Source organism: Flaviramulus aquimarinus, assembly GCF_039543205.1.
GTDB lineage: Bacteria > Bacteroidota > Bacteroidia > Flavobacteriales > Flavobacteriaceae > Flaviramulus_B > Flaviramulus_B aquimarinus.
The window spans coordinates 15,730-38,285 of record NZ_BAABJH010000002.1 but is presented as its reverse complement, the minus strand read 5'-3'; the positions used below and the strand labels follow the sequence as shown (position 1 = coordinate 38,285).

21 protein-coding genes and 1 pseudogene are annotated in these 22,556 nt (G+C 33.1%); 16 read left to right on the top strand and 6 right to left on the bottom strand.

Annotated features, from left to right (window positions below; genetic code table 11):
• The first annotated feature begins 74 nt into the window (after positions 1 to 74).
• From alaS to ABD941_RS08455, 9 genes and pseudogenes are all read left to right on the top strand, one after another.
• Positions 75 to 2,690, top strand: a complete 2,616-nt coding sequence (gene alaS, locus ABD941_RS08495; RefSeq protein ID WP_345273704.1) for an alanine--tRNA ligase — start codon at positions 75 to 77, stop codon at positions 2,688 to 2,690.
• Between the two features lie 30 nt (positions 2,691 to 2,720).
• Positions 2,721 to 3,116 (top strand): annotated as a pseudogene (locus tag ABD941_RS08490) (GxxExxY protein).
• Positions 3,117 to 3,169: 53 nt separating this feature from the next.
• Entirely contained in the window at positions 3,170 to 4,132 is a 963-nt protein-coding gene (locus ABD941_RS08485) for a GSCFA domain-containing protein (RefSeq protein WP_345273703.1), read from the top strand.
• Between the two features lie 126 nt (positions 4,133 to 4,258).
• The gene (locus tag ABD941_RS08480) at positions 4,259 to 4,798 is read left to right on the top strand and encodes a DUF6252 domain-containing protein (protein WP_345273702.1); all 540 of its coding nucleotides are present in this window, start codon (positions 4,259 to 4,261) and stop codon (positions 4,796 to 4,798) included.
• Between the two features lie 69 nt (positions 4,799 to 4,867).
• Positions 4,868 to 6,718: an outer membrane protein assembly factor BamB family protein gene (locus ABD941_RS08475; protein ID WP_345273701.1), complete on the top strand. Its 1,851-nt coding sequence runs from the start codon at positions 4,868 to 4,870 to the stop codon at positions 6,716 to 6,718.
• Between the two features lie 238 nt (positions 6,719 to 6,956).
• Positions 6,957 to 7,232 carry a hypothetical protein gene (locus tag ABD941_RS08470; protein ID WP_345273700.1) on the top strand — a complete coding sequence of 92 codons (276 nt, stop codon included), beginning with the start codon at positions 6,957 to 6,959 and terminating at the stop codon, positions 7,230 to 7,232.
• Positions 7,233 to 7,243: 11 nt separating this feature from the next.
• On the top strand, positions 7,244 to 9,196 hold the full coding sequence (locus tag ABD941_RS08465; RefSeq protein WP_345273699.1) for a tetratricopeptide repeat-containing sensor histidine kinase: 1,953 nt from the start codon (positions 7,244 to 7,246) through the stop codon (positions 9,194 to 9,196).
• Positions 9,197 to 9,266: 70 nt separating this feature from the next.
• Positions 9,267 to 9,917 (top strand): response regulator, encoded by a 651-nt coding sequence (locus ABD941_RS08460; RefSeq protein ID WP_345273698.1) that lies wholly within the window; start codon positions 9,267 to 9,269, stop codon positions 9,915 to 9,917.
• Between the two features lie 122 nt (positions 9,918 to 10,039).
• Positions 10,040 to 10,654, top strand: coding sequence for a DUF4230 domain-containing protein (locus ABD941_RS08455; RefSeq protein WP_345273697.1), 615 nt, complete (start codon positions 10,040 to 10,042; stop codon positions 10,652 to 10,654).
• On the opposite strand, the gene ABD941_RS08450 is transcribed toward ABD941_RS08455, so the two are convergent.
• Positions 10,649 to 10,954, bottom strand: a complete 306-nt coding sequence (locus ABD941_RS08450; RefSeq protein WP_345273696.1) for a rhodanese-like domain-containing protein — start codon at positions 10,952 to 10,954, stop codon at positions 10,649 to 10,651. The genes ABD941_RS08455 and ABD941_RS08450 overlap by 6 nt on opposite strands.
• A 111-nt stretch (positions 10,955 to 11,065) precedes the next feature.
• Between ABD941_RS08450 and ABD941_RS08445 the strand changes: the two genes are divergently transcribed.
• Entirely contained in the window at positions 11,066 to 11,818 is a 753-nt protein-coding gene (locus tag ABD941_RS08445) for an enoyl-CoA hydratase/isomerase family protein (RefSeq protein ID WP_345273695.1), read from the top strand.
• Between the two features lie 93 nt (positions 11,819 to 11,911).
• Here the strand turns inward: ABD941_RS08445 and ABD941_RS08440 are convergent, their stop codons facing one another.
• The gene (locus ABD941_RS08440) at positions 11,912 to 13,672 is read right to left on the bottom strand and encodes an aromatic amino acid hydroxylase (protein WP_345273694.1); all 1,761 of its coding nucleotides are present in this window, start codon (positions 13,670 to 13,672) and stop codon (positions 11,912 to 11,914) included.
• A gap of 158 nt (positions 13,673 to 13,830) precedes the next feature.
• On the opposite strand from ABD941_RS08440, the gene ABD941_RS08435 reads away from it, so the two are divergent.
• Positions 13,831 to 14,934, top strand: a complete 1,104-nt coding sequence (locus ABD941_RS08435) for a bestrophin family protein (RefSeq protein ID WP_345273693.1) — start codon at positions 13,831 to 13,833, stop codon at positions 14,932 to 14,934.
• A 52-nt stretch (positions 14,935 to 14,986) separates the two neighbouring features.
• On the opposite strand, the gene ABD941_RS08430 is transcribed toward ABD941_RS08435, so the two are convergent.
• The 3 genes from ABD941_RS08430 to ABD941_RS08420 form a co-directional block, all read right to left on the bottom strand.
• Positions 14,987 to 15,556, bottom strand: a complete 570-nt coding sequence (locus ABD941_RS08430) for a DUF4136 domain-containing protein (RefSeq protein ID WP_345273692.1) — start codon at positions 15,554 to 15,556, stop codon at positions 14,987 to 14,989.
• Between the two features lie 18 nt (positions 15,557 to 15,574).
• Positions 15,575 to 17,569, bottom strand: a complete 1,995-nt coding sequence (locus ABD941_RS08425) for a urocanate hydratase (RefSeq protein ID WP_345273691.1) — start codon at positions 17,567 to 17,569, stop codon at positions 15,575 to 15,577.
• Positions 17,570 to 17,695: 126 nt separating this feature from the next.
• The gene (locus ABD941_RS08420) at positions 17,696 to 17,863 is read right to left on the bottom strand and encodes a C1orf53 family protein (protein WP_345273690.1); all 168 of its coding nucleotides are present in this window, start codon (positions 17,861 to 17,863) and stop codon (positions 17,696 to 17,698) included.
• 170 nt (positions 17,864 to 18,033) lie between these two features.
• Here ABD941_RS08420 and ABD941_RS08415 point away from each other — a divergent pair, with 170 nt between their 5' ends.
• The 5 genes from ABD941_RS08415 to ABD941_RS08395 all read left to right on the top strand — a co-directional run bounded on the left by ABD941_RS08415 (position 18,034) and on the right by ABD941_RS08395 (position 21,949).
• Positions 18,034 to 18,363: a hypothetical protein gene (locus ABD941_RS08415; RefSeq protein ID WP_345273689.1), complete on the top strand. Its 330-nt coding sequence runs from the start codon at positions 18,034 to 18,036 to the stop codon at positions 18,361 to 18,363.
• Entirely contained in the window at positions 18,363 to 19,274 is a 912-nt protein-coding gene (locus ABD941_RS08410; protein WP_345273688.1) for a 1-aminocyclopropane-1-carboxylate deaminase/D-cysteine desulfhydrase, read from the top strand. The genes ABD941_RS08415 and ABD941_RS08410 overlap by 1 nt, the downstream gene beginning before the upstream one ends.
• A gap of 4 nt (positions 19,275 to 19,278) precedes the next feature.
• Positions 19,279 to 20,058 (top strand): glucosaminidase domain-containing protein, encoded by a 780-nt coding sequence (locus tag ABD941_RS08405; RefSeq protein WP_345273687.1) that lies wholly within the window; start codon positions 19,279 to 19,281, stop codon positions 20,056 to 20,058.
• 3 nt (positions 20,059 to 20,061) lie between these two features.
• Positions 20,062 to 21,348 carry a glutamate-1-semialdehyde 2,1-aminomutase gene (gene hemL, locus ABD941_RS08400; protein WP_345273686.1) on the top strand — a complete coding sequence of 429 codons (1,287 nt, stop codon included), beginning with the start codon at positions 20,062 to 20,064 and terminating at the stop codon, positions 21,346 to 21,348.
• A gap of 181 nt (positions 21,349 to 21,529) precedes the next feature.
• The gene (locus ABD941_RS08395; RefSeq protein ID WP_345273685.1) at positions 21,530 to 21,949 is read left to right on the top strand and encodes a hypothetical protein; all 420 of its coding nucleotides are present in this window, start codon (positions 21,530 to 21,532) and stop codon (positions 21,947 to 21,949) included.
• A 99-nt stretch (positions 21,950 to 22,048) separates the two neighbouring features.
• On the opposite strand, the gene ABD941_RS08390 is transcribed toward ABD941_RS08395, so the two are convergent.
• Complete coding sequence (locus ABD941_RS08390) at positions 22,049 to 22,504, bottom strand: hypothetical protein (protein ID WP_345273684.1); 456 nt, start codon at positions 22,502 to 22,504, stop codon at positions 22,049 to 22,051.
• Positions 22,505 to 22,556: the final 52 nt, after the last annotated feature.

Genomic DNA, 22,556 nt, shown 5'->3' with positions numbered 1-22,556 from the left:
AAAAATTTTGGTGAGTAAAGATAAAAATTGTTTTGTAATTAATGTAATATAACAGAAAAGAGCGTAATTAATATATGAAGTCTCAAGATATTCGGTCTAAGTTTTTAAGTTTTTTTGAAGAAAAAAAGCATAGTATAGTGTCATCTGCTCCTATGGTTTTAAAAGATGACCCGACCTTAATGTTTGTAAATGCAGGGATGGTGCCTTTTAAAGAGTATTTTTTAGGCAATGCAAAACCAAAAAACAATAGAATAGCCGATTCCCAAAAATGTTTGCGTGTTTCTGGTAAGCATAATGATTTAGAGGAAGTAGGTTATGATACCTACCACCATACCTTATTTGAAATGTTGGGTAACTGGAGTTTTGGTAACTACTTTAAAAAAGAAGCCATTGCTTGGGCGTGGGAGTTGCTAACCGAAGTTTACGGTATTGATAAGGATATTTTATATGTTACCGTTTTTGAAGGTAGTGATGATGCCGATAACCTTGAAATGGATACAGAGGCTTATGATTTTTGGAAACAATTTATTTCAGAGGATCGAATTCTAAAAGGTGATAAAAAAGATAATTTCTGGGAAATGGGCGAGCAAGGCCCTTGTGGCCCATGTAGCGAAATACATGTTGATATTCGTTCAGTAGAAGAAAAATCTAAAATTTCTGGAAAAGATTTGGTTAATATGGATCATCCACAAGTTGTGGAAATTTGGAATTTAGTTTTCATGCAGTATAACCGAAAAGCAAATGGTGAGCTGGAAAATTTACCAAATAAGCATATTGATACTGGTATGGGCTTTGAGCGCCTATGTATGGTATTGCAAGGTGTGCAATCAAATTATGACACTGATGTGTTTGCTCCATTAATTAGAGAAATTGAAACCATAACTAATAAAGATTATGGTAAAACTGAAAAAGTAGATGTTGCTATTCGTGTAATTTCTGATCATGTTCGTGCAGTAGCATTTTCTATAGCCGATGGGCAATTACCAAGTAATACTGGTGCTGGTTATGTGATTAGAAGAATTTTGCGACGTGCAGTTCGTTACGGTTTTACGTTTTTAGATAAAAAAGAACCTTTTATTTATAGGTTAGTAGATGTATTGAGTAAAAAAATGGGAGCTGCTTTCCCAGAATTAAAAGCTCAAAAGCAACTGATTGAAAATGTTATAAAGGAAGAAGAACAGTCGTTTTTAAGAACCCTAGATCAAGGCTTGGTTTTATTAAACAAAATTGTTGAAGAAACTAAAGCCGATACTATATCAGGCGAAAAAGCTTTTGAATTATATGATACTTATGGATTTCCTATAGATTTAACCGCATTGATTCTTTCTGAAAAAGGATTAAAGTTAGATGAAGAAGGTTTTAACCAAGAATTACAAAAACAAAAAAATCGTTCGCGTGTCGCTAGCGAAATTTCTACTGATGATTGGACGATTCTGATTGACGATACTAAAGAAGAATTTGTAGGCTATGATGCTTTAGAAGCCCAAGTAAAATTAACCCGTTATAGAAAAGTCACTTCTAAAAAGGATGGCGATATGTATCAATTAGTATTCAATTTAACACCGTTTTATCCAGAAGGCGGTGGGCAAGTTGGTGATAAGGGATATTTAGAAGACTCGCATGGTGATGTGGTATATATTCTTAATACTAAAAAGGAAAATAACATTATTATTCATTTTACAAAAAATTTACCAGAGCATATAAATGAAACGTTTAAGGCCGTTGTCGATGAAAAACAGCGTCATAGAACGGAGTGTAATCATACTGCAACACATTTATTACATCAGGCATTAAGAGAAGTTTTAGGAACACATGTAGAACAAAAAGGGTCTGCTGTACATTCAAAAAATTTGCGTTTTGATTTTTCGCATTTTTCAAAACTAACCGTAGATGAGTTACGCGAAGTAGAAAACTTTGTAAATCGAAGAATTGAAGGGAAATTGCCCTTGGTAGAAAAACGAAATACACCTAAAGAAGAAGCAATTGCAGATGGTGCTATGAGCTTGTTTGGCGAAAAGTATGGCGATACAGTACGTTCCATCCGTTTTGGGCAATCTATTGAATTATGTGGAGGTACCCATGTAAAAAACACTGCTGATATTTGGCATTTTAAAATTGTATCTGAAGGTGCAGTAGCAGCAGGAATTAGACGTATTGAAGCGATTACTAATGATGCTGTTAAAGATTTCTATTTTGAAAATAATCGTGCCTTTTTTGAAATGAAAGATTTGCTTAATAATGCTAAAGAGCCTGTAAAAGCACTTCAGAATTTACAAGAAGAAAACACCAATCTTAAAAAGCAAATAGAAGGCTTATTAAAAGATAAAGCTAAAAATATAAAAGGAGAACTTAAAAGTGAATTACAAACTATTAATGATATTCAGTTTTTAGCTAAAAAATTAGATTTGGATGCTGGGGGAATAAAAGATGTTGCTTTTGAGTTGGGTAGTCAGTTTGATAATTTATTCTTATTGTTTGGTGCAGAACAAAAAGGAAAAGCAATATTGTCGTGCTATATTTCAAAAGAATTGGTAGCTAGCAAAGGTTTAAATGCTGGTCTAGTAGTTCGAGAACTTGGCAAATACATTCAAGGCGGTGGTGGCGGACAGCCATTTTTTGCGACTGCAGGAGGGAAGAATCCTAATGGGATTGATGAGGCTCTTAAGAAGGTACATGAATATTTGAAATAATCACGCAAAGGCGCTAAGACGCAAAGCTGTATGAATAAAAAAGATGAATCTTTTGAAAATTATTTGGCTTCGATAATTGTTGATTGCTGTTACCAGATTCATGTTGGTTTAGGACCAGGATTATTGGAGTCTGTTTACGAAGAGGTTTTATTTACGGAATTGGTTGAAAGAGGACTAAAAGTAGACCGACAAAAACGATTGCCTGTTATTTGAAAGAATAAGAAATTAGATTTAGGATTTAGAACGGATTTAATAGTTGAAAATAAAGTTATTATAGAAATAAAATCAGTTTTAGAGATTCATCCAGTTCACCCAAAACAATTAATAACTTACTTAAAGTTATCAGGGCTAAAATTAGGATTATTAGTCAATTTCAATAGTCCACTAATAAAAACAGGAATAACAAGAATAGTAAACGGATTATAGGTTTTCCATAATCTTTGCGTCTTAGCGCCTTTGCGTGAAAAAATAATCATGAGATGAAACTACAAACCAAAATGCCATTAGATAAGCAGTCTAAAAACGTAATAGACTACAACTCAAATGCGCTATTATTAGGCTCCTGTTTTTCAGAAAACATAGGTAAAAAGTTAGACTATTTTAAGTTTCAAAATCTTCAAAATCCTTTTGGGATTTTATTCCATCCAAAGGCTATAGAAACTTTAATTACTAATGCTATAAATAAAAAAGAATACTTAGAAAAGGATGTTTTTTTTCATAATGAGCAGTGGCATTGTTTTGATGCACATTCAAAATTAAGCAATACATCAAAAAAAGATTTATTAAATGAGTTGAACAATCAAATCAGATTAACAACTAAACAAATTCAAGAATCAACACATATCATTATTACTTTAGGAACATCATGGGTGTACCGTTTTATTGAAACAAATAATATTGTTGCCAATTGCCATAAAGTCCCTCAAAAGCAATTTAAAAAAGAACTATTGTCTGCTGAAGAGATGTTAAACACATTAACGAATATTTCAGACTTAATTCAATCGATAAATCTAGAAGCATCTATAATTTTTACGGTGTCGCCAGTTCGTCACTTAAAAGATGGTTTTGTTGAAAATACGCAAAGCAAAGCGCATTTAATTTCGGCTATTCATCAGTTTTTAAATCAAAAACCGTCTAGTAATTGTCAGTCTTATTATTTTCCATCTTATGAAATCATGATGGACGAACTTCGAGACTATCGTTTTTATAATGACGATATGATTCACCCAAACCAAACCGCCATAAATTATATATGGGATACCTTTAAAAGTGTTTGGATTTCTGATGAATCATTCAAGATTATGGACAACGTTGAAACCATTCAAAAAGGACTTCAGCACAAAGCATTTAATGCTGAATCTAAAGCACATCAAAACTTCGTTCAAAAGTTAAAAGTCAAAATAAATAAGCTTCAAAATCAATTTCCACATATTAAATTTTAAACGAATTTACTTTTAGTAAACCGTAATTCCACAATCGTAAATAAAAATATACGTAATTCATCGTATTGATTAGTCCTTCCTATTGTTGCAGTTTTGTTTAACTATTAATCAATAAATAATTCAACAATGAGACATTTAAAACAAATTATGCTATTCGTAATGGTGGGGTCATTACTAACCATTACATCATGTTCAAAAAGTGATGATGGAGGAGGTGGAGGAAGTGCTGCTTCAGGAACTCTAGTTGCAAACGTTGGAGGTGCATCTTTTCAGTCCATGGAAATTTCATCATCTGCAACACTAGCCAATGCTGGAGGCATTACTAATTTAGTCATTATTGCTTCAAACAGCGATGGAAACGCTTTTGCCATTACCATTTTTGGTTATACAGGCGAAGGAACTTACGATATTTCAGGCGCTAGCCTAGAAGGCGTAACGGCTTCTTATACTGAAACCGATGTTAACTTAAGTAATCCGCAAGCTTCTACAACAGAAATATGGCAAGCACCCTATGATGACACCAAGGTTGGTTCAATCTCAGTTTCTGAAGAAACAGATTCAAATGTAAAAGGCACATTTAGTTTTAAGTGCAAGAATGTAAATGGCGATGGTTCTATAAAAGATGTTATAGAAGGTTCTTTCGATCTGTCAAAACAAAGCATATAAATTTTATAAATAGAGTTGTGTAAATATTGCATAACTCTATTGTTATTATTAACAAAAAACAAGTCAACAATGAGACATATAAAGCAATTTAGTTTGCTATTAGTATGTATGCTAATGGTAAGCGTTGGACAAGCACAAAAAGCAGAAACTCCTGATTTTACATATAACTTAGGAGGGAAAATAGATCAAATGACTTTGACAACTTCTGGAGTCATGTTAATAACCCATGGCAAAGGTTTAGCAGGTATAAAACCTGGACAGAAAGGCTTAGTATTTAACTTTGATGATTACGGAAAAGTAAAACAAGAAGAAATATTTATAGTACCAAATACGCCATACGTTATGGTAGGTCAAGCAGGCTTTGGTGGTATTGCTGCAAAACAAAGTGTTATTGATGTTGTTTCCGGTAAACGTTTATTCGATACTAAAGCAAATGGCTGGAAAGCTGCAGGAAGACCAACTTTAATAATGCCAGAAAATAAATTAATTGTTTCTGGACAGCGTACAGCTAAAGAAAAATATACGCAAGCCGTTGGTATTTATGATATGGCCACTGGTAATGAAGTTAAACTTTTTAAATTAAAAGGCGCTAATACACTTACAGGAAGGCCAAGTATAATTGATGGAGGTGTTATACTACCTACGTTTAAAGGTATTTATAGAATAGATATGAACACAGGAGCAGAAAATTGGGTTGTAGACCTAAAAAATGTAGCGTATGTTATTCCTGCTGAAGATGGAAAAGCTATGTATGCCGTCCAAGGTAAAGGAAAGAATCATATGATTCATAAAATAAGCCCTTCAGGAGCTCAGATGTGGGGGGAAGGTAATAAACTTAAAGGTGTTGTGTCAAATTTTGAAGTAACCCCTAAAGGTTTAGCTATAGTCAGTGATGTGGCAGATTCAGGTAAAAAAGGCTTAGGTAAATTGGCATCTGCCAAAGCACAAAGTAATATTTCTTTTTTGTCCTCAAGTACTGGCGCAGACTTATGGGAAAAGGCACCAAAAACAAAAGGATATGTACAACATTTTTATATTATGGATGATGGTATTTTGTTTGGCGTAGGAGAAGGCGGTATAAATAAAATTTCTTATGAAGGAAAACCCTTGTTCAAAAAGCCGTTAAAAACAGGCGAAAACATTCATACTATGGCATTAACCAAGCAGGGTATGATTTATATAACCGATAGTGATGCAGATATTATTAATCTGGATACAGGTGAGTCTATTTGGAGCAAACCCATTAAATACAAAAAGGCAAAAGCAGTTACGAGTACTTATGATGAAGCCCATAGTCGCTTTTTAATTAGCACAGGTGATGAAATGATTGCTATAGATGAAAATTCTGGTAATATTAACACATTTGCCACCTATAAATTTGATGAAAAGGAAAACCCAACAAGTCTTGATGTAAGAGATGGCGGATTGCTATTAGCGTCAGATCAAAACCTAATGATGCTAGATTTTGATGGTTCAACAAAATTTCATGAGTATTACAGATCTCCTGGAAAAAGTGCTTTTGCTATTGTAGCTTTAAGTGCAGTAGCTTTGGCATCTACCGCAGCTATGGCGGAGTCAAGCTTTCAAGCAGGCGCTAATAGAAATCATTTAGGGCAATACAATCAATACGGCGCTCAAAAAAAGAGAGAGGCTGATGCTTATGCAGCTATAGCAACAGCATCATTTAATGAAATGGCTAAGCGTTTTAGAGCAACAGCAGCAACTGAAAATGCGCAATTTATCTTAACAAAATTAGACGATGGTGTAGGCTTGGTAAAAGTTAATAAAGATAACGGCATTGTAGAAAAAGAGATTATATTAAAAGACAAGAAGCCTATCTATGAAGTTGATGATTTTGGAGGATATTTGTACTACCTGGCAAACAACAATAGTGTATACGCTTATGATCTTAAAAAATAAATCTTGTTGTTGAGATTTGTTTGATTAGGCGTGATAATCAGATTATTGCGCTTAATCTTTTTTTAACAGCACTTGGTCGATAAATTGCTCATCATATTACAAATATTTATAAATTGAATCTGCTATTAATCAGTTCATATCAAAAAACATCAATGACCAATCTATAAAATGATTGGCAATTGGTGTTTTTTTTTGCATCTATTTTTGATTTTAAAGAGTATTGAAAACGTCTATAATAATGAATTTTGATTTTTTTAGCATATTAATTTATTTGCTGTTAGCTGTATTACTTGCTTTTATAGTTAAAGCTTATTGGGATACACAAGCAATAAAAGAAAATGCATTTAGAAATCACTTGTTATTGGAAGAACAGTTGGTATTAGAAAACAATAAATCTAAGATGAATATAGAAAAACTCTATTTATCGGACAATTTACAGAAGTCTGTTTTTAAAAGACTTTTCAAAATAACCAAAGACATTCTTTTGTTACAAAAACTTATATTTGATAAGTAATCTTAATTGTTATGAAGCATAAGTTTCTATCCATCATATTTGTATTCTTTAGTCTTTATGGTTTCTCTCAAAACCCATTAAAACTTATCGATAGTTTAAAGCTTGTGATTGCTTCAAAACCTCAAGACTCCATAAAAATTAAAGCCTATAGCGACTTATGTTGGTATTATAGAAATATATCTACTGATTCTGCTTTTGCTTATGGGAATTTAGCATTAAAGCTTTCAAAAAGCACCCAAAATAAGCTTGGAGAAGCCCAAGCATATAATGATATTGGTATAATACATTACGGATTAGCAGATTTTAATAAATCCATTAGATATTATAAAAAGACATTAAATATTCGAGAACAAATGCTAGATTCTATGGGGATGGCTAGTGCTTATAATAAACTGGGCATTTCTTACCAACGAACTTTTAAGTTAGATTCATCAATAATTTATGCAACAGAAGCACTAAAAATATATGAAGCAAAAAACCATATAAAATATGCAACTGTTATAAAGAACAATATTGCAAATATTCATCAAGATTTAAAGCAATACAAAAAAGCACTTAGCTCGCATCTTGAAATAGCCGAAACATGCAAAAAAATTAATGATTATGTAGGGCTAACACGTTCTTATACCAACATAGGGAACTCCTATCTGTTTTTAAAAGACACATTAAATAGTTTTAAATTTTATCAGAAAGGCATTGAAATAGCTCAAGAGAATGGGTATCAAAGAGAGTTGGCCACTATATATAACAACCTAGGATCTTTATTTAAAAACCAAGAAAAATTTGAACAAGCCATTATTGCTTTTAATAAAGCTTTTGTATTACGATCTAAACTTAAAGACAACTATGGCATATCGAGTGCAGCTATAAACCTTGGTGTTTTATACCTTTCTACTGGTGAAACTTCGAAAGCAAAGGATAAATTGAACTTAGGCCTTAATATTTCTAAAAAAACGGCAGCCAAGGAATTAGAGATGAAGGCTTATGAAGCACTTTTATTATATCAAGCCTTAAAAAAAAATACAGATAGAGACAGTATAATTTATTATCAGAAGCGTTACAATCTAATTCAAGATTCCATATTTAATAATAGAATAACGAAACAAGTAACCGAAGTCCAAGAAAAATATAATGCCGCAGAACGTGAAAAAGAAATCCAAGTACAACGTGCCAATTTAGCGGAGAAAGAACTTAAATTAAATAAGAAAAATACCCAACTAATAGGCTTAGGTATTTTGGCTGTATTTATTTCACTTTTGGGCTATTTGCTTTTTAATCAACAGAAACTTAAAAACCGTCAACTTCAAAGAGAAGGAGAGCTTAAAGATGCTTTAATTAAAATAGAAACCCAAAATAGACTTCAAGAACAGCGTTTAAGTATATCCAGAGATTTACATGATAATATAGGAGCACAGCTGACCTTTATCATTTCATCCATTGAGAATTTACAATACGGATTTAAAATCACCAATAAAAAACTTACTAATAAATTGCAAAGTATAAGCGCATTTACAAAAGAGACTATTTATGAACTGCGCGATACCATTTGGGCCATGAATAAAAATGAAATCACACTTGAGGATTTGCAAGCAAGAATTTCAAATTTTATTGATAAAGCCGATACATATTCTAATAATATGGCTTTCAGTTTTAATGTCGATAAATCTGTTTCAAAAGCACTCATTTTTACATCAGTAAAAGGTATGAATATTTATAGAATAGTTCAAGAGGCCATAAACAATGCAATTAAGTATTCCGAAGCAAAATCAGTATCGGTTAATATTTCTAAAGTTAATCAAGGGGTTAAAATTGAAATAAAGGATAATGGAAAAGGGTTTAAGCCTGAAAATTCCAGTTTTGGAAATGGACTAAACAATATGAAAAAACGGGCTCAAGAGTTACAGACAAACATCAGTATTGAAAGCCATTTAGGCAAGGGTACAGTAATTTCCCTAATCGTATAAAATATACGATAAATTACGTATGGTGTAATATGAATAAAATGCTAACTTTTACATTCGTAAACCAAAGTAAATGAATATTAAAATAGCAATAGTAGACGATAATACTTTTTTGATAAGAACAGTTGAGGAGAAATTGTCGTTTTTCGAAGATTTAAATGTGAAATATTCAGCTATGAATGGTTCTGAGTTATTAGATAAACTAGGAAAAAACCATAATATAGATGTTATTTTAATGGATATAGAAATGCCTATTTTAAATGGTATAGAAACCACTGAAATTGTTAAGCAAAAATATCCGCATATTAAAATTATAATGTTGACTGTTTTTGATAATGATGAGAATATTTTTAACGCCATAAAAGCTGGGGCCGATGGATATTTGCTAAAAGAAGTTAATGCTAAAGATTTAAACAACGGGATATTAGAAACCTTAAGTGGAGGTGCCGCCATGAATCCTTCAATAGCCTTAAAAACGTTGAAATTACTAAGAAATCCTTTGGAAATTGATAATGCTCAAGAAAAAGAAGACATTAAACTCACCGCTAGAGAAGTTGATGTACTTGAACAACTTAGCAAAGGACTTAGTTATAACTCAATAGCTGATAACCTTATTTTATCAGTAGGCACTGTTAGAAAACATATTGAAAATATCTATAAAAAATTGCAAGTACATAATAAGTTAGAAGCTGTACAAAAAGCAAAAAAGAATAAGTTGATATAATGTTCCTTTAAACTTAAATTAATGTAACTTTTGAAAAAAACCTTATGTTTTGACTTAATTATTTTTAATCTCCCTCATTAATAAAGAAATTGTAGATTCTAAAATATTTCTTTACTTAGCATATGCGAAAAATTCTATTTGGTGTTATTATCACTTTAATCGTTTTGTTTACGTTCAAATATTGTGGCGATAAACAAGAAAACAAACTGGTACTTCAAGAAAATTCGACACTCATTCAAGAACAAATTAAAAATGTTGGAAAGTTAATAGTTACCGAAGGCCATTTTAGTGAGGTTTTCAATTATAAAAACTCAAAAGATATTTTTGGGGATTATTTTACTTCTGAAAAAAAAGCTCTTGTTGTGGTTAATGCAGACGTTACGATTGCTTATGATTTAAGTCAAATTGAATTTGAAGTCAATGAAGAAACTAAAACCCTTAACATATTAAATATTCCCAAAGAAGATATAAAAATCAGTCCAGATTTTGAGTACTATGATATTCAAGCCGATTTTTTAAACCCTTTTGAAGCCAAAGATTATAACGCCATTAAACATATCGTGAAACAATCCTTGAATAAAAAAATAGAAGCTTCGGATATTAAAACAAATGCAAAAAACAGATTGATTAGTGAACTTTCCAAATTTTATATACTGACCAATTCATTGGGATGGACCTTGCAATATAATAACTCCCCCATAATTAAAAATGAAGCGTTATATCAAATAAAGCTATAGCTTATTATTTAGACTTACCCAACCACCACCATTAGTGGCATCTATGTTATTTAAGTTTAAAAACTTAGCAGCTTTAGCAGAACGCACACCGCTTTCGCAACAAACAATAAAAGGTTTGTTGAGTTTTTTTACTTCATCCACTCTATTATTAAGTTCGTTTAAAGGGATATGAATGGCATGTTCTATATGGCCGTTATCCCATTCTTTTTGTGTTCTAACATCTAAAATTAATGCGCCTTTTTTTAAATAGTTTTCAACCTGACGCTTTTTTGCTCCAAAAATAAATTCTAAAAATCCCATAGTTGTAATTTTATAATACTGTACTATTCATTTTTTAAAATTACTGAAATAGATTTAAAAAAGTAAATTTGTATCTTCAACCTTTCAAGTATTACTATTTAATTATAACCCATGGAACACCCCTACGTTACTCTTAATGTTGAAAACAAAGTTGGATATGTCGAGTTCTTTCACCCTAATAGAAACGCTATGCCCAGTGAGGTTTTATCGAAATTAGAGCAAATTATAATTGATGCTGGAAAAAATGATGCCATTAAAATTATTGTTCTAAAAAGTGGTGGCAATAGAACCTTTTGTGCTGGTGCTAGTTTTAATGAGTTAATTGCTATTGAAAATGCGGTTGTAGGTAAACAGTTTTTCTTAGGATTTGCTAATGTCATACATGCCATGCGTAAGTGTCCAAAAATAATTATAGGTCGAGTACAAGGGAAAGCAGTTGGAGGAGGTGTAGGCTTAGCCTCAGCTACAGATTATTGTTTAGCAACACAATATGCTTCCATTAAGTTAAGTGAATTAAGTATAGGAATTGGGCCGTTTGTTATAGAACCAGCAGTTTCGCGTAAAATAGGAACAACAGCGATGTCCCAAATGACTATTGATGCCGAAACCTTTTTTTCAGCTGAATTTGCGAAAACTAAAGGCCTGTATTCTGATGTGTTTGAAACTGTTGAAGAACTAGACGAAGCTGTTCAAGTTCTAGCAGAAAAATTAGCAAGTTATAACCCCGAAGCTTTAAAAGAAATGAAAACCGTGTTTTGGAAAAACACTGAGCATTGGGATAGTTTGTTAGCGGAACGTGCAGAAAAAAGTGGCAAACTTGTTTTGAGTACATTTACTAAAAACACTTTGAAACGTTTCAAGTAATCTATAATTCATGCTATCTCAAGGTTTTGGCATTCCAGAATTTCATCTATTTAAATAATTAACTTCTAAGACAAATTTAGGCGATAAAGGAGTTTAAATACTAATCTTAGAATTAGTTATAATTCTTAACCCATCATCAATTAACTGACCTAATTCAGGTTTATTTTGTTTAATGGTTTCTAAATGATTCCATATTTTTTTACACAATACACTTTCATTTCCTAAATGAGCCAACTCATAAAGCTCAACAGGTAATAACCAATCATTAGGATGTCTTTCTATAAGCTGTTCTAAAACTTTAGTTCTAGATATGGTTCTATTTTTGTTGTCTCTATAATCCCTAACTTGTTGATATAATGCTTCAAGCTGTAAGCGTTCATGGGATTTTTGTACATGAATGGTTTGTGAGGAAGGGACATGTGTTATTAAATCAAAACTGTTTAAATCGGCAGGACCAGAAAATGCCGAAACAATACTTTTGCCAACCGCCATATCATAAATGCCCCATTCAGGTTTAAATAATACGGTTTCGTTGTAAATAACGGTACAATTTTTAAAACTAATCAATATTATTTTTCCTTGAAGATTACGCTTGCCGGTAATAATTTCACCAGAAACAATAATACCACCTTCAAATTCCAAGGTCACTGTTTTTTCTTCATAAATATTATAAGCCGTTAAGTCACGTGGACTCATATCTTCAATAGCAAGGTTAATACCTTTTAATTTTCCGACAGGAGATCCAAATCCTTTAGCATGATATGCTATACCATGGCCGACTAATTCTTTTTCTCTATATGATAAAGCCGTTTTGCCTTGAGTTTGAATGTAAATAGCTTTTCCGTCAGAATCAATAACATTGCTAAACACGCCAGAAACTTGAAGTCCAGTACTCAATTCAATCGTTCCTAAGGCTTTGGATTGTATTAACTTGCGTACTCCAGAAAGCCCACCTTTGCGTAAAGCCATGGTATTGGCAAACTCTTCTAAAATTAAGCTTAAATGCGCAAAATTAGGTGTTACAAATAGTTGAGGTTGCGGTTTGGTAATATCAAAATCTTTGTATGTAGCTTGTATATTGTATGGTAGTTTTTTAACATCATTAGTCATGCACCAAGCACTTTCGCCTATAGATGATAATAAGCCTGCGCCATATATTTTTGGGTTTTCAACAGTGCCAATCAAACCATATTCAACCGTCCACCAATGTAAGTTTCTAATAAGTGCCATTTCACTGGGTTTACCCATATTTTGTTGCAAATCTTTTACTTTTTTTTCTGCGCAAGCAATCTCTTTTTCAGAAGAATTAGGAGCTTCTTTTATAATCGATAAATGTCTTACGGCTTCATACAATTCGTAATCTTTAGCCGATGAAATAGCTTTACAGCCAATTTCTCCAAAGCGTCTTAAATATTCAGCATACTCTGGATTGGCAATAATTGGCGCATGGCCTGCGCCTTCATGTATAATATCTGGGGCGGGCGTATATTCAATATGTTCCAATTGTCTAATATCGCTAGCAATGACTAATACATTGTAAGCTTGAAATTCCATAAAGGCATTAGGCGGGATAAAGCCATCAACAGCAACTGCGGCCCAACCAATATCTTTTAAAATACGATTCATGCCGTACATATTAGGAATACTATCAATAGAAATACCAGTTTGTTTTAAACCTTCTAAATAGGAGTTGTGTGCTACAGTACTTAAAAAGTCTACATTTTTTCGCATAACATAGCGCCATACCGCTTGGTCAATAGCTGAATAGTCCTCATAATTTTGAGGCTTTATAAACTGCTTTAAGTGTTTAGGTAGCTTTTGTAGTATTTCGTTAGATTCAAATAAATTCGACATTGTTAATTTTTATATGGTAAACCTGTATAAAAATACGAATAATTCATCAAAATACGAATAATTTAATGTTTCTTTCAATAATTCTATTCTTGAATGCTGTTAAATAATTATTAAAGATTTACATATATTTAGAACACTAAACTTTTCAATTCAAAAACATGTATACAAGACGGATATTTCCTGTAAGAGGCGTTTTAAAATGGACACGCAGACACATTTTTTTATTTCTATTAATAGCACTTATTCCTGTTGTGTTATTTGATGTTGTCGGTTTAAAGTGGTTACATGTGCCGTGGTTGCCATTAGGCGTGTTGGGTACAGCCGTAGCGTTTATTGTGAGTTTTAAAAATAATGCGTCCTATGATCGGCTTTGGGAAGCCCGAAAAATTTGGGGAGGTATTGTTAATGCATCGCGGTCTTGGACGATTATGGTAAAAGATTTTATAACCAATGACCACGCTAAAAAAATAAGAACTGAGGATGAGTTGCAATCTGTAAAACGCGAATTGGTACATAGACATGTAGCTTGGTTAACAGCGCTCCGGTATCAATTAAGACAAGACAAACCTTGGGAAATGCATTTGAAAAAAGGAAAGTCGAATGAAGAATTTAGAAGTAACCATTTTAGGGTTTGTGAGGATGAAATTACAGTTGAAGATGCTATACAAGAATACCTCTCAGATGATGAATTTAAAACCATTTTTTCAAAAGGAAATCAAGCCTCTCAGATTTTGGGAATTCAATCACGACGATTAAAAGAATTGATGAATGATGGATTGATTGAAGATTTTAGGCACATGGAAATGGCTAATTTATTAGTTGAGTTTTATGCCCTTCAAGGTAAAAGCGAACGCATTAAAAACTTTCCATACCCAAGACAGTTTGCAACACTGAACTATATGTTTGTTTGGATATTTATCATTTTATTGCCGTTTGGTATTATGGAAGGTTTTGAAGTTATTGGCGATCATATATTGGAAGATTTAATGACCCATGAATCCCATAGTTCCTTAACACATAAAATACAAGAGTTTATTGCAAAACATTTTGTTTGGTTTTCTGTGCCATTTAGTGCATTAATAGCTTGGGTATTCCATACTATGGAAGCTATAGGTGAAAATACAGAAAACCCTTTTGAAGGAGGCCCAAACGATGTGCCTATTACAGATATGAGTAGAGGAATAGAAATAGATATTCGACAACTTATAGATGACACAGATATTCCAGAACCTTATGAATGGAAGAATGATATTGTTATGTAATAAAAAAGCGATTCAAATTTGAATCGCTTTTAGTTTATGATATGTTGCTAAATTATTTTGTAGCTCCAGGAGGATATTTCTCCATAATTTTAGAAACAAACTCTTTGATACGTTCTTCTTTTTTCTCCATATTTCTGCTTAAATAGCCTGTACCCATACCTTGCCATACTAACTCTTTTTTATCGGCATCAATCAAATCTAAATACAAGGTGCCTTGTGTACTTGTAGACACAGTCGGTTGGTTCCAACCCCAACCCCAGCCTGGACCAAAACCACCCCAACCTGGGCCAAAGCCACCCCAGCCCCAGCCGCCCATGCCCCAAGAGTTGTTGTAAACGTCAACACGTTGTTGTGATTTTGTAAATAGACTAACCAATATATCCGGGTTTTCAGATTTTGTAAAGCCTTTGGCTAAAAGTTCTGCCTCAATCGCTCGGAGAATTCGACGTTTGTCTAAATCGTTAATTTCTGCTTTGTCAATACCAGTCTTAAAGAAGGCAAAGGTTTTGTATTCGCTAAATTTAGCGTTTTTATCATAATCAGTTGCAACTCTAACAGAACTACAAGAGGAAGCCACTATTAGTAATGCTAAGATTGGCAGGGTTTTTAAAAGTTTTTTCATAGTACAATTTTTTAATGGTTATAGTAAATCCAATAAACTATCATCAACAGTATTTGGCAATGTTACTTTCAAATTTGGCTCCGTTTCCATAGCACGTTTTATTGCGAAAATAGCACCATCATTTCTTGCCCAACTTCGTCTGGATATACCGTTATTTACATCCCAGAATAGCATAGACTTTAAGCGTTTTTCAGCTTCTTTAGTACCATCAAGAACCATACCAAATCCTCCGTTAATTACTTCGCCCCATCCAACGCCACCACCATTATGTATGCTTACCCATGTAGCACCTCTAAAACTATCGCCAATAACATTATGAATAGCCATATCTGTTGTGAAACGTGACCCATCATAAATATTAGATGTTTCTCTGTAAGGCGAATCGGTTCCTGAAACATCATGATGATCTCGACCCAAAATAACATAACCAATATCGCCTTTTGCAATAGCATTGTTAAAAGCTTGGGCAATTTTCATGCGACCTTCAGCATCAGCATAAAGTATTCTGGCTTGCGAACCAACGACCAATTTGTTCTCTTGAGCACCTTTTATCCATTGAATATTATCAGCCATTTGTTGTTGGATGTCTTCAGGAGCATGTTTCTTTATGTCCTCTAAAATGGAGCAAGCTATGGTATCTGTTTTTTCTAAATCTTCTGGTTTTCCTGAAGCACAAACCCAACGAAATGGGCCAAAGCCATAATCAAAGCACATAGGTCCCATAATGTCTTGTACATAAGAGGGGTATTTAAATTCCCTTCCTAAGCTTGGAGTTTTGGACATAACATCTGCACCAGCCCGAGAGGCTTCCAAAAGGAACGCATTTCCATAATCGAAAAAATAGGTGCCTTTTTCAGTATGCTTATTAATGGCATCGGCATGACGACAAAGGGTTTCTTGAACTTTCTCTTTAAACAATTCGGGATTATCAGCCATTAAATCATTAGATGCTTCATAAGAAAGCCCAACAGGATAGTAGCCTCCAGCCCAAGGGTTGTGTAGCGAGGTTTGATCGCTTCCTAAATCAATATAAATATGAGCATCATAAAATTTTTCCCAAACATTTACAATATTCCCTAAATAAGCAATGGAAACCGTTTCTTTTTCAGCTTTAGCTTTACGAACTCGAGTGACTAATTCGTCTAAATCCGTAATTTTTTCGTCAACCCAACCTTGGTCTAATCGAACTTGTGTGATTTTAGGATTTACTTCTGCACAGACCGTAATACAGCCCGCAATATTTCCAGCTTTGGGTTGGGCACCACTCATACCACCTAATCCAGAGGTTAGAAATAAATGGCCTTTAGGCGATTTGTTTATCTTTCTAAAACCGTTTAAAACCGTAATTGTTGTTCCATGAACAATGCCTTGCGGACCAATGTACATATAGCTACCAGCTGTCATTTGCCCATATTGGGTAACACCCAAAGCATTAAATTTTTCCCAATCATTCGGTTTGGAGTAGTTAGGAATCATCATACCATTGGTTACAACAACTCTTGGCGCTTCAGCATGACTAGGGAATAACCCCATAGGATGTCCGGAATACATAACAAGGGTTTGCTCGTTATTCATTTCAGCCAAATATTTCATGGTCAATCTATATTGCGCCCAATTTTGAAATACAGCACCATTACCTCCATACGTAATTAACTCATGCGGATGCTGTGCCACTTTATAATCCAAATTATTCTGAATCATAAGCATAATGGCAGCAGCTTGCTCTGATTTTGCTGGATATTCATTTATAGGGCGTGCATACATCTTATAATCTGGACGAAATCGATACATATAAATGCGTCCGTAAGTATCTAGCTCACTTTTAAATTCTGTTATTAATTCGGGATGAAGTTTTTTGTTAAAATACCTTAGAGCGTTGCGCAGCGCTAGCTTTTTTTCTTCTGCTGAAAGACTATCTTTTCTTTTAGGTGCATGATTAATGTCAGCTTCAAAAGGCTTGGCTGGTGGTAATGTGGAAGGGATGCCCTCAAGTATTTGATTTTTAAATGTCATTTTATGAATATGTTAATTAATACGAATTTATCTTGTAAATCGGCATCAACTATGGGTAACGAATATCTACACGGTGGTAGGTATTCGCAACTTTAATTCTATATGTCATTAAACGTATGTCCAAACCTATTTTTTAGTAATGGAATTGGTTGCTTTGTTGTACCCATAAGGGCAATGTCTGCATCCGCTTTCGCAGCAATACCCACGTTTTAAATGGTATTGCTTTGTAAAACAGCGGTAACCTTCGGGTGTTAGATAGTAATCACCTTCTTCAATGGGGACAATTTTCTTCATATATAACAAAGATAGTGTAAATTGAAGATATTATTTCTTGATGTTTTATATCAAAATTCCATAAATTGTTACTTCCAAGATGCTGGTAGCTCCCGATGGTTATCAGGACGGAAATCTAAAGGAAAGTTTTAAAAAAGTTTTCTTGGATTGATTTTTGAAGTGTTATAGTTATGATTTTTATTTCAAAATATTTAGTGCCTAAAGGGTATACGGGAATGACCATATTTCCTTTTGTTTTTTTGAAAGCGAAACATTTAAAAGATAATCGTGTTCTAATAAACCATGAGAAAATTCATTTGAAACAACAAATAGAACTATTGGTGATTCCTTTTTATTTGTTTTATATGATTGAATTTATAATTCGATGGTTTCAATATAAAAATTGGCACAAAGCTTATAGAAATATTTCATTTGAAAGAGAAGCTTACTTTAATGAACATCATTTAGAATATATCAATAATCGCCCATTATGGACTTTTTTGAAGTACCTTCGCGCCTAATGATATTTGAGTTTGAAAAAACAGTTAATGAGCAGGTAGATCTCCCTAAAGAAAAGGGTGTAGAGCTATTTGTAAAACGTGAAGACCAGTTGCATGCCTTTGTGTCTGGTAATAAATACAGAAAGCTTAAATACAATCTTTTACATGCTGAAAAAGCAGGTTTTAAAACGGTATTAACATTTGGAGGCGCGTTTTCAAACCATATTGCGGCGGTAGCTTCCGCTGGAAGTATTTTAGGTTTTAAAACCATAGGCGTTATAAGAGGCGAGGAGTTGAAAGATAAAATTTTTGATAACCCAACTTTAAGTTTTGCAAAGGAAAATGGCATGCAATTTAAGTTTGTATCTCGAGACGTATACAGAAATAAAACTTCCGAAGCTTTTTTAAACCATTTAAAAGAAGAGTTTAACGATTTTTATCTTATACCAGAGGGTGGTACAAATTCTTTGGCCATAACAGGTTGCAAAGAAATTTTGACAGATCAAGATGATGATTTTGATTTTGTCTGTTGTGCAGTTGGAACAGGTGGAACAATTTCTGGTCTAGTAAATTGTTCAAAACCTAGTCAACAAGTTTTAGGTTTTCCTGCTTTAAAAGGCAATTTTTTACAACAAGATATTAGTAAATTTGTAACGCAAAGCAATTGGAAGCTAATAACCGATTATCATTTTGGAGGCTATGCTAAAATAAATACCGAATTAATCAGTTTTATCAATCAGTTTAAAGCGGATTATCAAATACAATTAGATCCTGTTTATACAGGAAAAATGATGTTTGGTATTTTCGATTTGATTGAAAAGGCATATTTTCCGAAAGACTCTAAAATTTTAGCCATTCATACGGGTGGTTTACAAGGAATAGAAGGAATGAATGTGGTTTTAAAAAAGAAAAATTTACCAATAATTGAGTAATTACATGAATAGAATACTTTTATTATTATGTCTTGTGTGTTTTGTTTTTAGTTGTAAGTCTAAAAAAAGCATTGTAACTAAAAGGCCTAGTGGTACCTCAAAACAAGCACCGAAAACGGTTAACAAAGAAGTACATAAAGTTTATGCTAATAATACCGAACGTTATATCGATACACATAAAAACACAGCACAGCAGGAAATGCGTCTATATGGCATTCCTGCAAGTATAACTTTAGCTCAAGGTATTCTTGAGTCTGGGTCAGGAAAAGGAAGGTTGTCAGTTCAAGCAAACAACCATTTTGGGATTAAATGCCATGGTTGGACCGGTAAAAAGATTTATCATGATGATGATAAAAAACAAGAATGTTTCAGAAAATATAAAGATGCCAAATATTCATTTAGAGATCATTCGTTGTTTCTTAGTGAACGAAAGCGCTATTCAAAACTTTTCAAATTAAAAAAAGAAGATTACAAAGGTTGGGCTAGGGGATTGAAAGCTGCAGGTTATGCAACAGATAAAAAATATCCGCAAAAACTTATTAGCTTGATTGAACGGTACAAGTTGTTCAAGTATGATAAAGCCGTTTTGGGTAATAATTATGAGGAATTTAAAAACCCAATAAAACAGCGAATTACTTACACAGTTGCTAAAGGAGATACTTTATATTCCATTTCAAAAAGATATAATATTACAGTAAAAGAACTTCAAAACATAAATGGCTTAAATGATACAGCACTTGATATTGGTCAAGTATTGGTCGTAAAGCCAACATCAAAAAACTAATTAATGATTTATAAAAGAAGCAGTGCGTTATTTGCCAAAGCAGAAAAAGTAATACCTGGAGGTGTAAACTCACCGGTAAGAGCGTTTAAAGGAGTAGGCGGAACACCTATTTTTGTTAAAGAAGCAAAAGGTGCATATTTATATGATGAAGACGGGAACCGTTTAATTGATTATATAAATTCTTGGGGTCCGATGATTTTAGGGCATGCTTATGAGCCTGTTGTGAATGCAGTCATTGAAAAGGCTAAAAAAGGAACATCCTTTGGAATGCCAACAGAAATTGAAACTCAAATAGCGGAATTGACTGTTTCTATGGTGCCTAATGTTGATAAAATACGTTTTGTAAACTCTGGAACCGAAGCTTGTATGAGTGCCATTCGTTTAGCACGTGGATTTACAGGAAAAGATAGAATTATAAAATTTGCAGGCTGTTATCACGGGCATTCAGATTCATTTTTAATTCAAGCAGGAAGCGGTGCCAGTACGTTTGGAACACCAAATAGTCCAGGTGTTACCAAAGGAACGGCAAAAGACACCTTGTTGGCATGTTACAATGATATAGAACATGTGAAGGCTTTAATTGAAGCAAATAAAAACGAAATAGCCTGTATTATTATTGAACCAGTTGCAGGTAATATGGGTTGTATTCCTCCTAAAGCGGGTTTTTTGAAGGGGTTAAGGGGTTTATGTGATGCAAATGGTATATTATTGGTCTTTGATGAGGTCATGACTGGTTTTCGTTTAGCTAAAGGCGGCGCACAAGAATTATTCAGTATAAATGCTGATATTGTTTGCTTTGGTAAAGTTATTGGAGGAGGTTTACCTGTTGGTGCTTTTGCTGCTAGAAATGAGATTATGAATCATTTAGCACCATTAGGACCCGTGTATCAAGCTGGGACATTAAGTGGAAACCCTTTAGCTATGGCAGCTGGGTTAGCCATGCTTACGGTATTGAATAATGATAACGAGATATTTAACCGATTAGCCAAAAAAACCGAATATCTGCACCAAGGTATTTCTAAAGTTTTAATTGAGAATAATATTACGCATACCATTAATAGGACAGGTTCTATGATTTCAGTTCATTTTGATGAAGGTGATGTTGTAGATTTTGATACTGCTGCCAAAGGCAATAATGAAACTTTTAAAAAATTCTTTCATGGTATGCTTAATGAGGGTGTTTATATAGCGCCAAGTGCTTTTGAGACTTGGTTTATAACAGACGCATTGACTTATGAGGATTTAGATTTTACCATAGCTACTATAAATAAGGTTGCCAAAACGCTATAAATAGTAGTTTGAATGTTAAGCGTTTCTTTTAGTTGTTTACTAAGAAATTAATTACTTATTCATGCATCTAATTCTTCAAGATTTTACACAAGATTAAAAGACGTTTAGATAATACCATAAAAAAACGCTACTTTTCACATATAAAATCATTAACAAAAAAGTAAACATTAAAAAAGTAACTATGAAAAGCAATAACCTTTTAAAACTACTCGGGATTTTTATAATTGGATTGATTATTATGACAAGTTGTAGTAGTGACGATGACAGTAATACGGATACTAATTTTGTAAATGTTTTCTTTTTTGACAAATGGTGGTATGATTCCAATGATCTTACTGCGGATATTTATTTTCATTCTGATGGTGATTATGAGCAAAGAACAGCATTCCAAGGAAATGAAATTAAAGGAACTGGTGCTTGGACTTGGGAAGATGAAAATTCAGGAATAATGAAGATAGATAATTTTGGAGGGAGTGGACAAGTGTTATCTTCTATTTGGTATAAATTAACTAACATACAAACCAATACGATAACGATTCAACAGTCTCTTGATGGAACAGATTTCTCTAATGAAGTTATTTACAATGATAGCAATAATTAAAAACTTTTAATTACAGATATAAAACCCAAAACGCATCCCGATATTTTGAGATGCGTTTTTCATCAATAAACTCTAATCAATAAACTAAAACTAACTAATTTATTTTTGTTTCTTGCCCTGCTTTTTGTGTTTTTCTTTCATAGCCTTTTGCATATAAGCTTTCTCCCATTTAGTATATTGCGCTTCATTTAAAATGTTTCTCATTTTAGCTTTCATGGCAATTTGATGGTCTAATTTAGCATTAACCATTTTAAACCTTTCTTCTTGCGATGGTTTTTGAGCTTCATCACTTTCTTTTTTTGCTTTACGTGTTGCCATCATTGCTTTTCTTTTTGTGGCATTTTCTAGATTTATTTTTTTAATTTCAGCTTGCTGAGACTCATTTAAATCTAAAAACAAAGTCATTTTTTTCGTTTTAAGGGTTGCCATATCTTCCGCAGAAAGATTCATCATTTTTTGATGTCTTTCTTGCTTACTTGGTCTTTCATTGTTTTGTTCTTGAGCAATTGCTTGTATCCCTATAAAGGCTATGGCAATTAGTATTAGCTTTTTCATTTTTAATAAAAATTTAAATTAATTACTAGTATGACATAGAAACTTTATAATG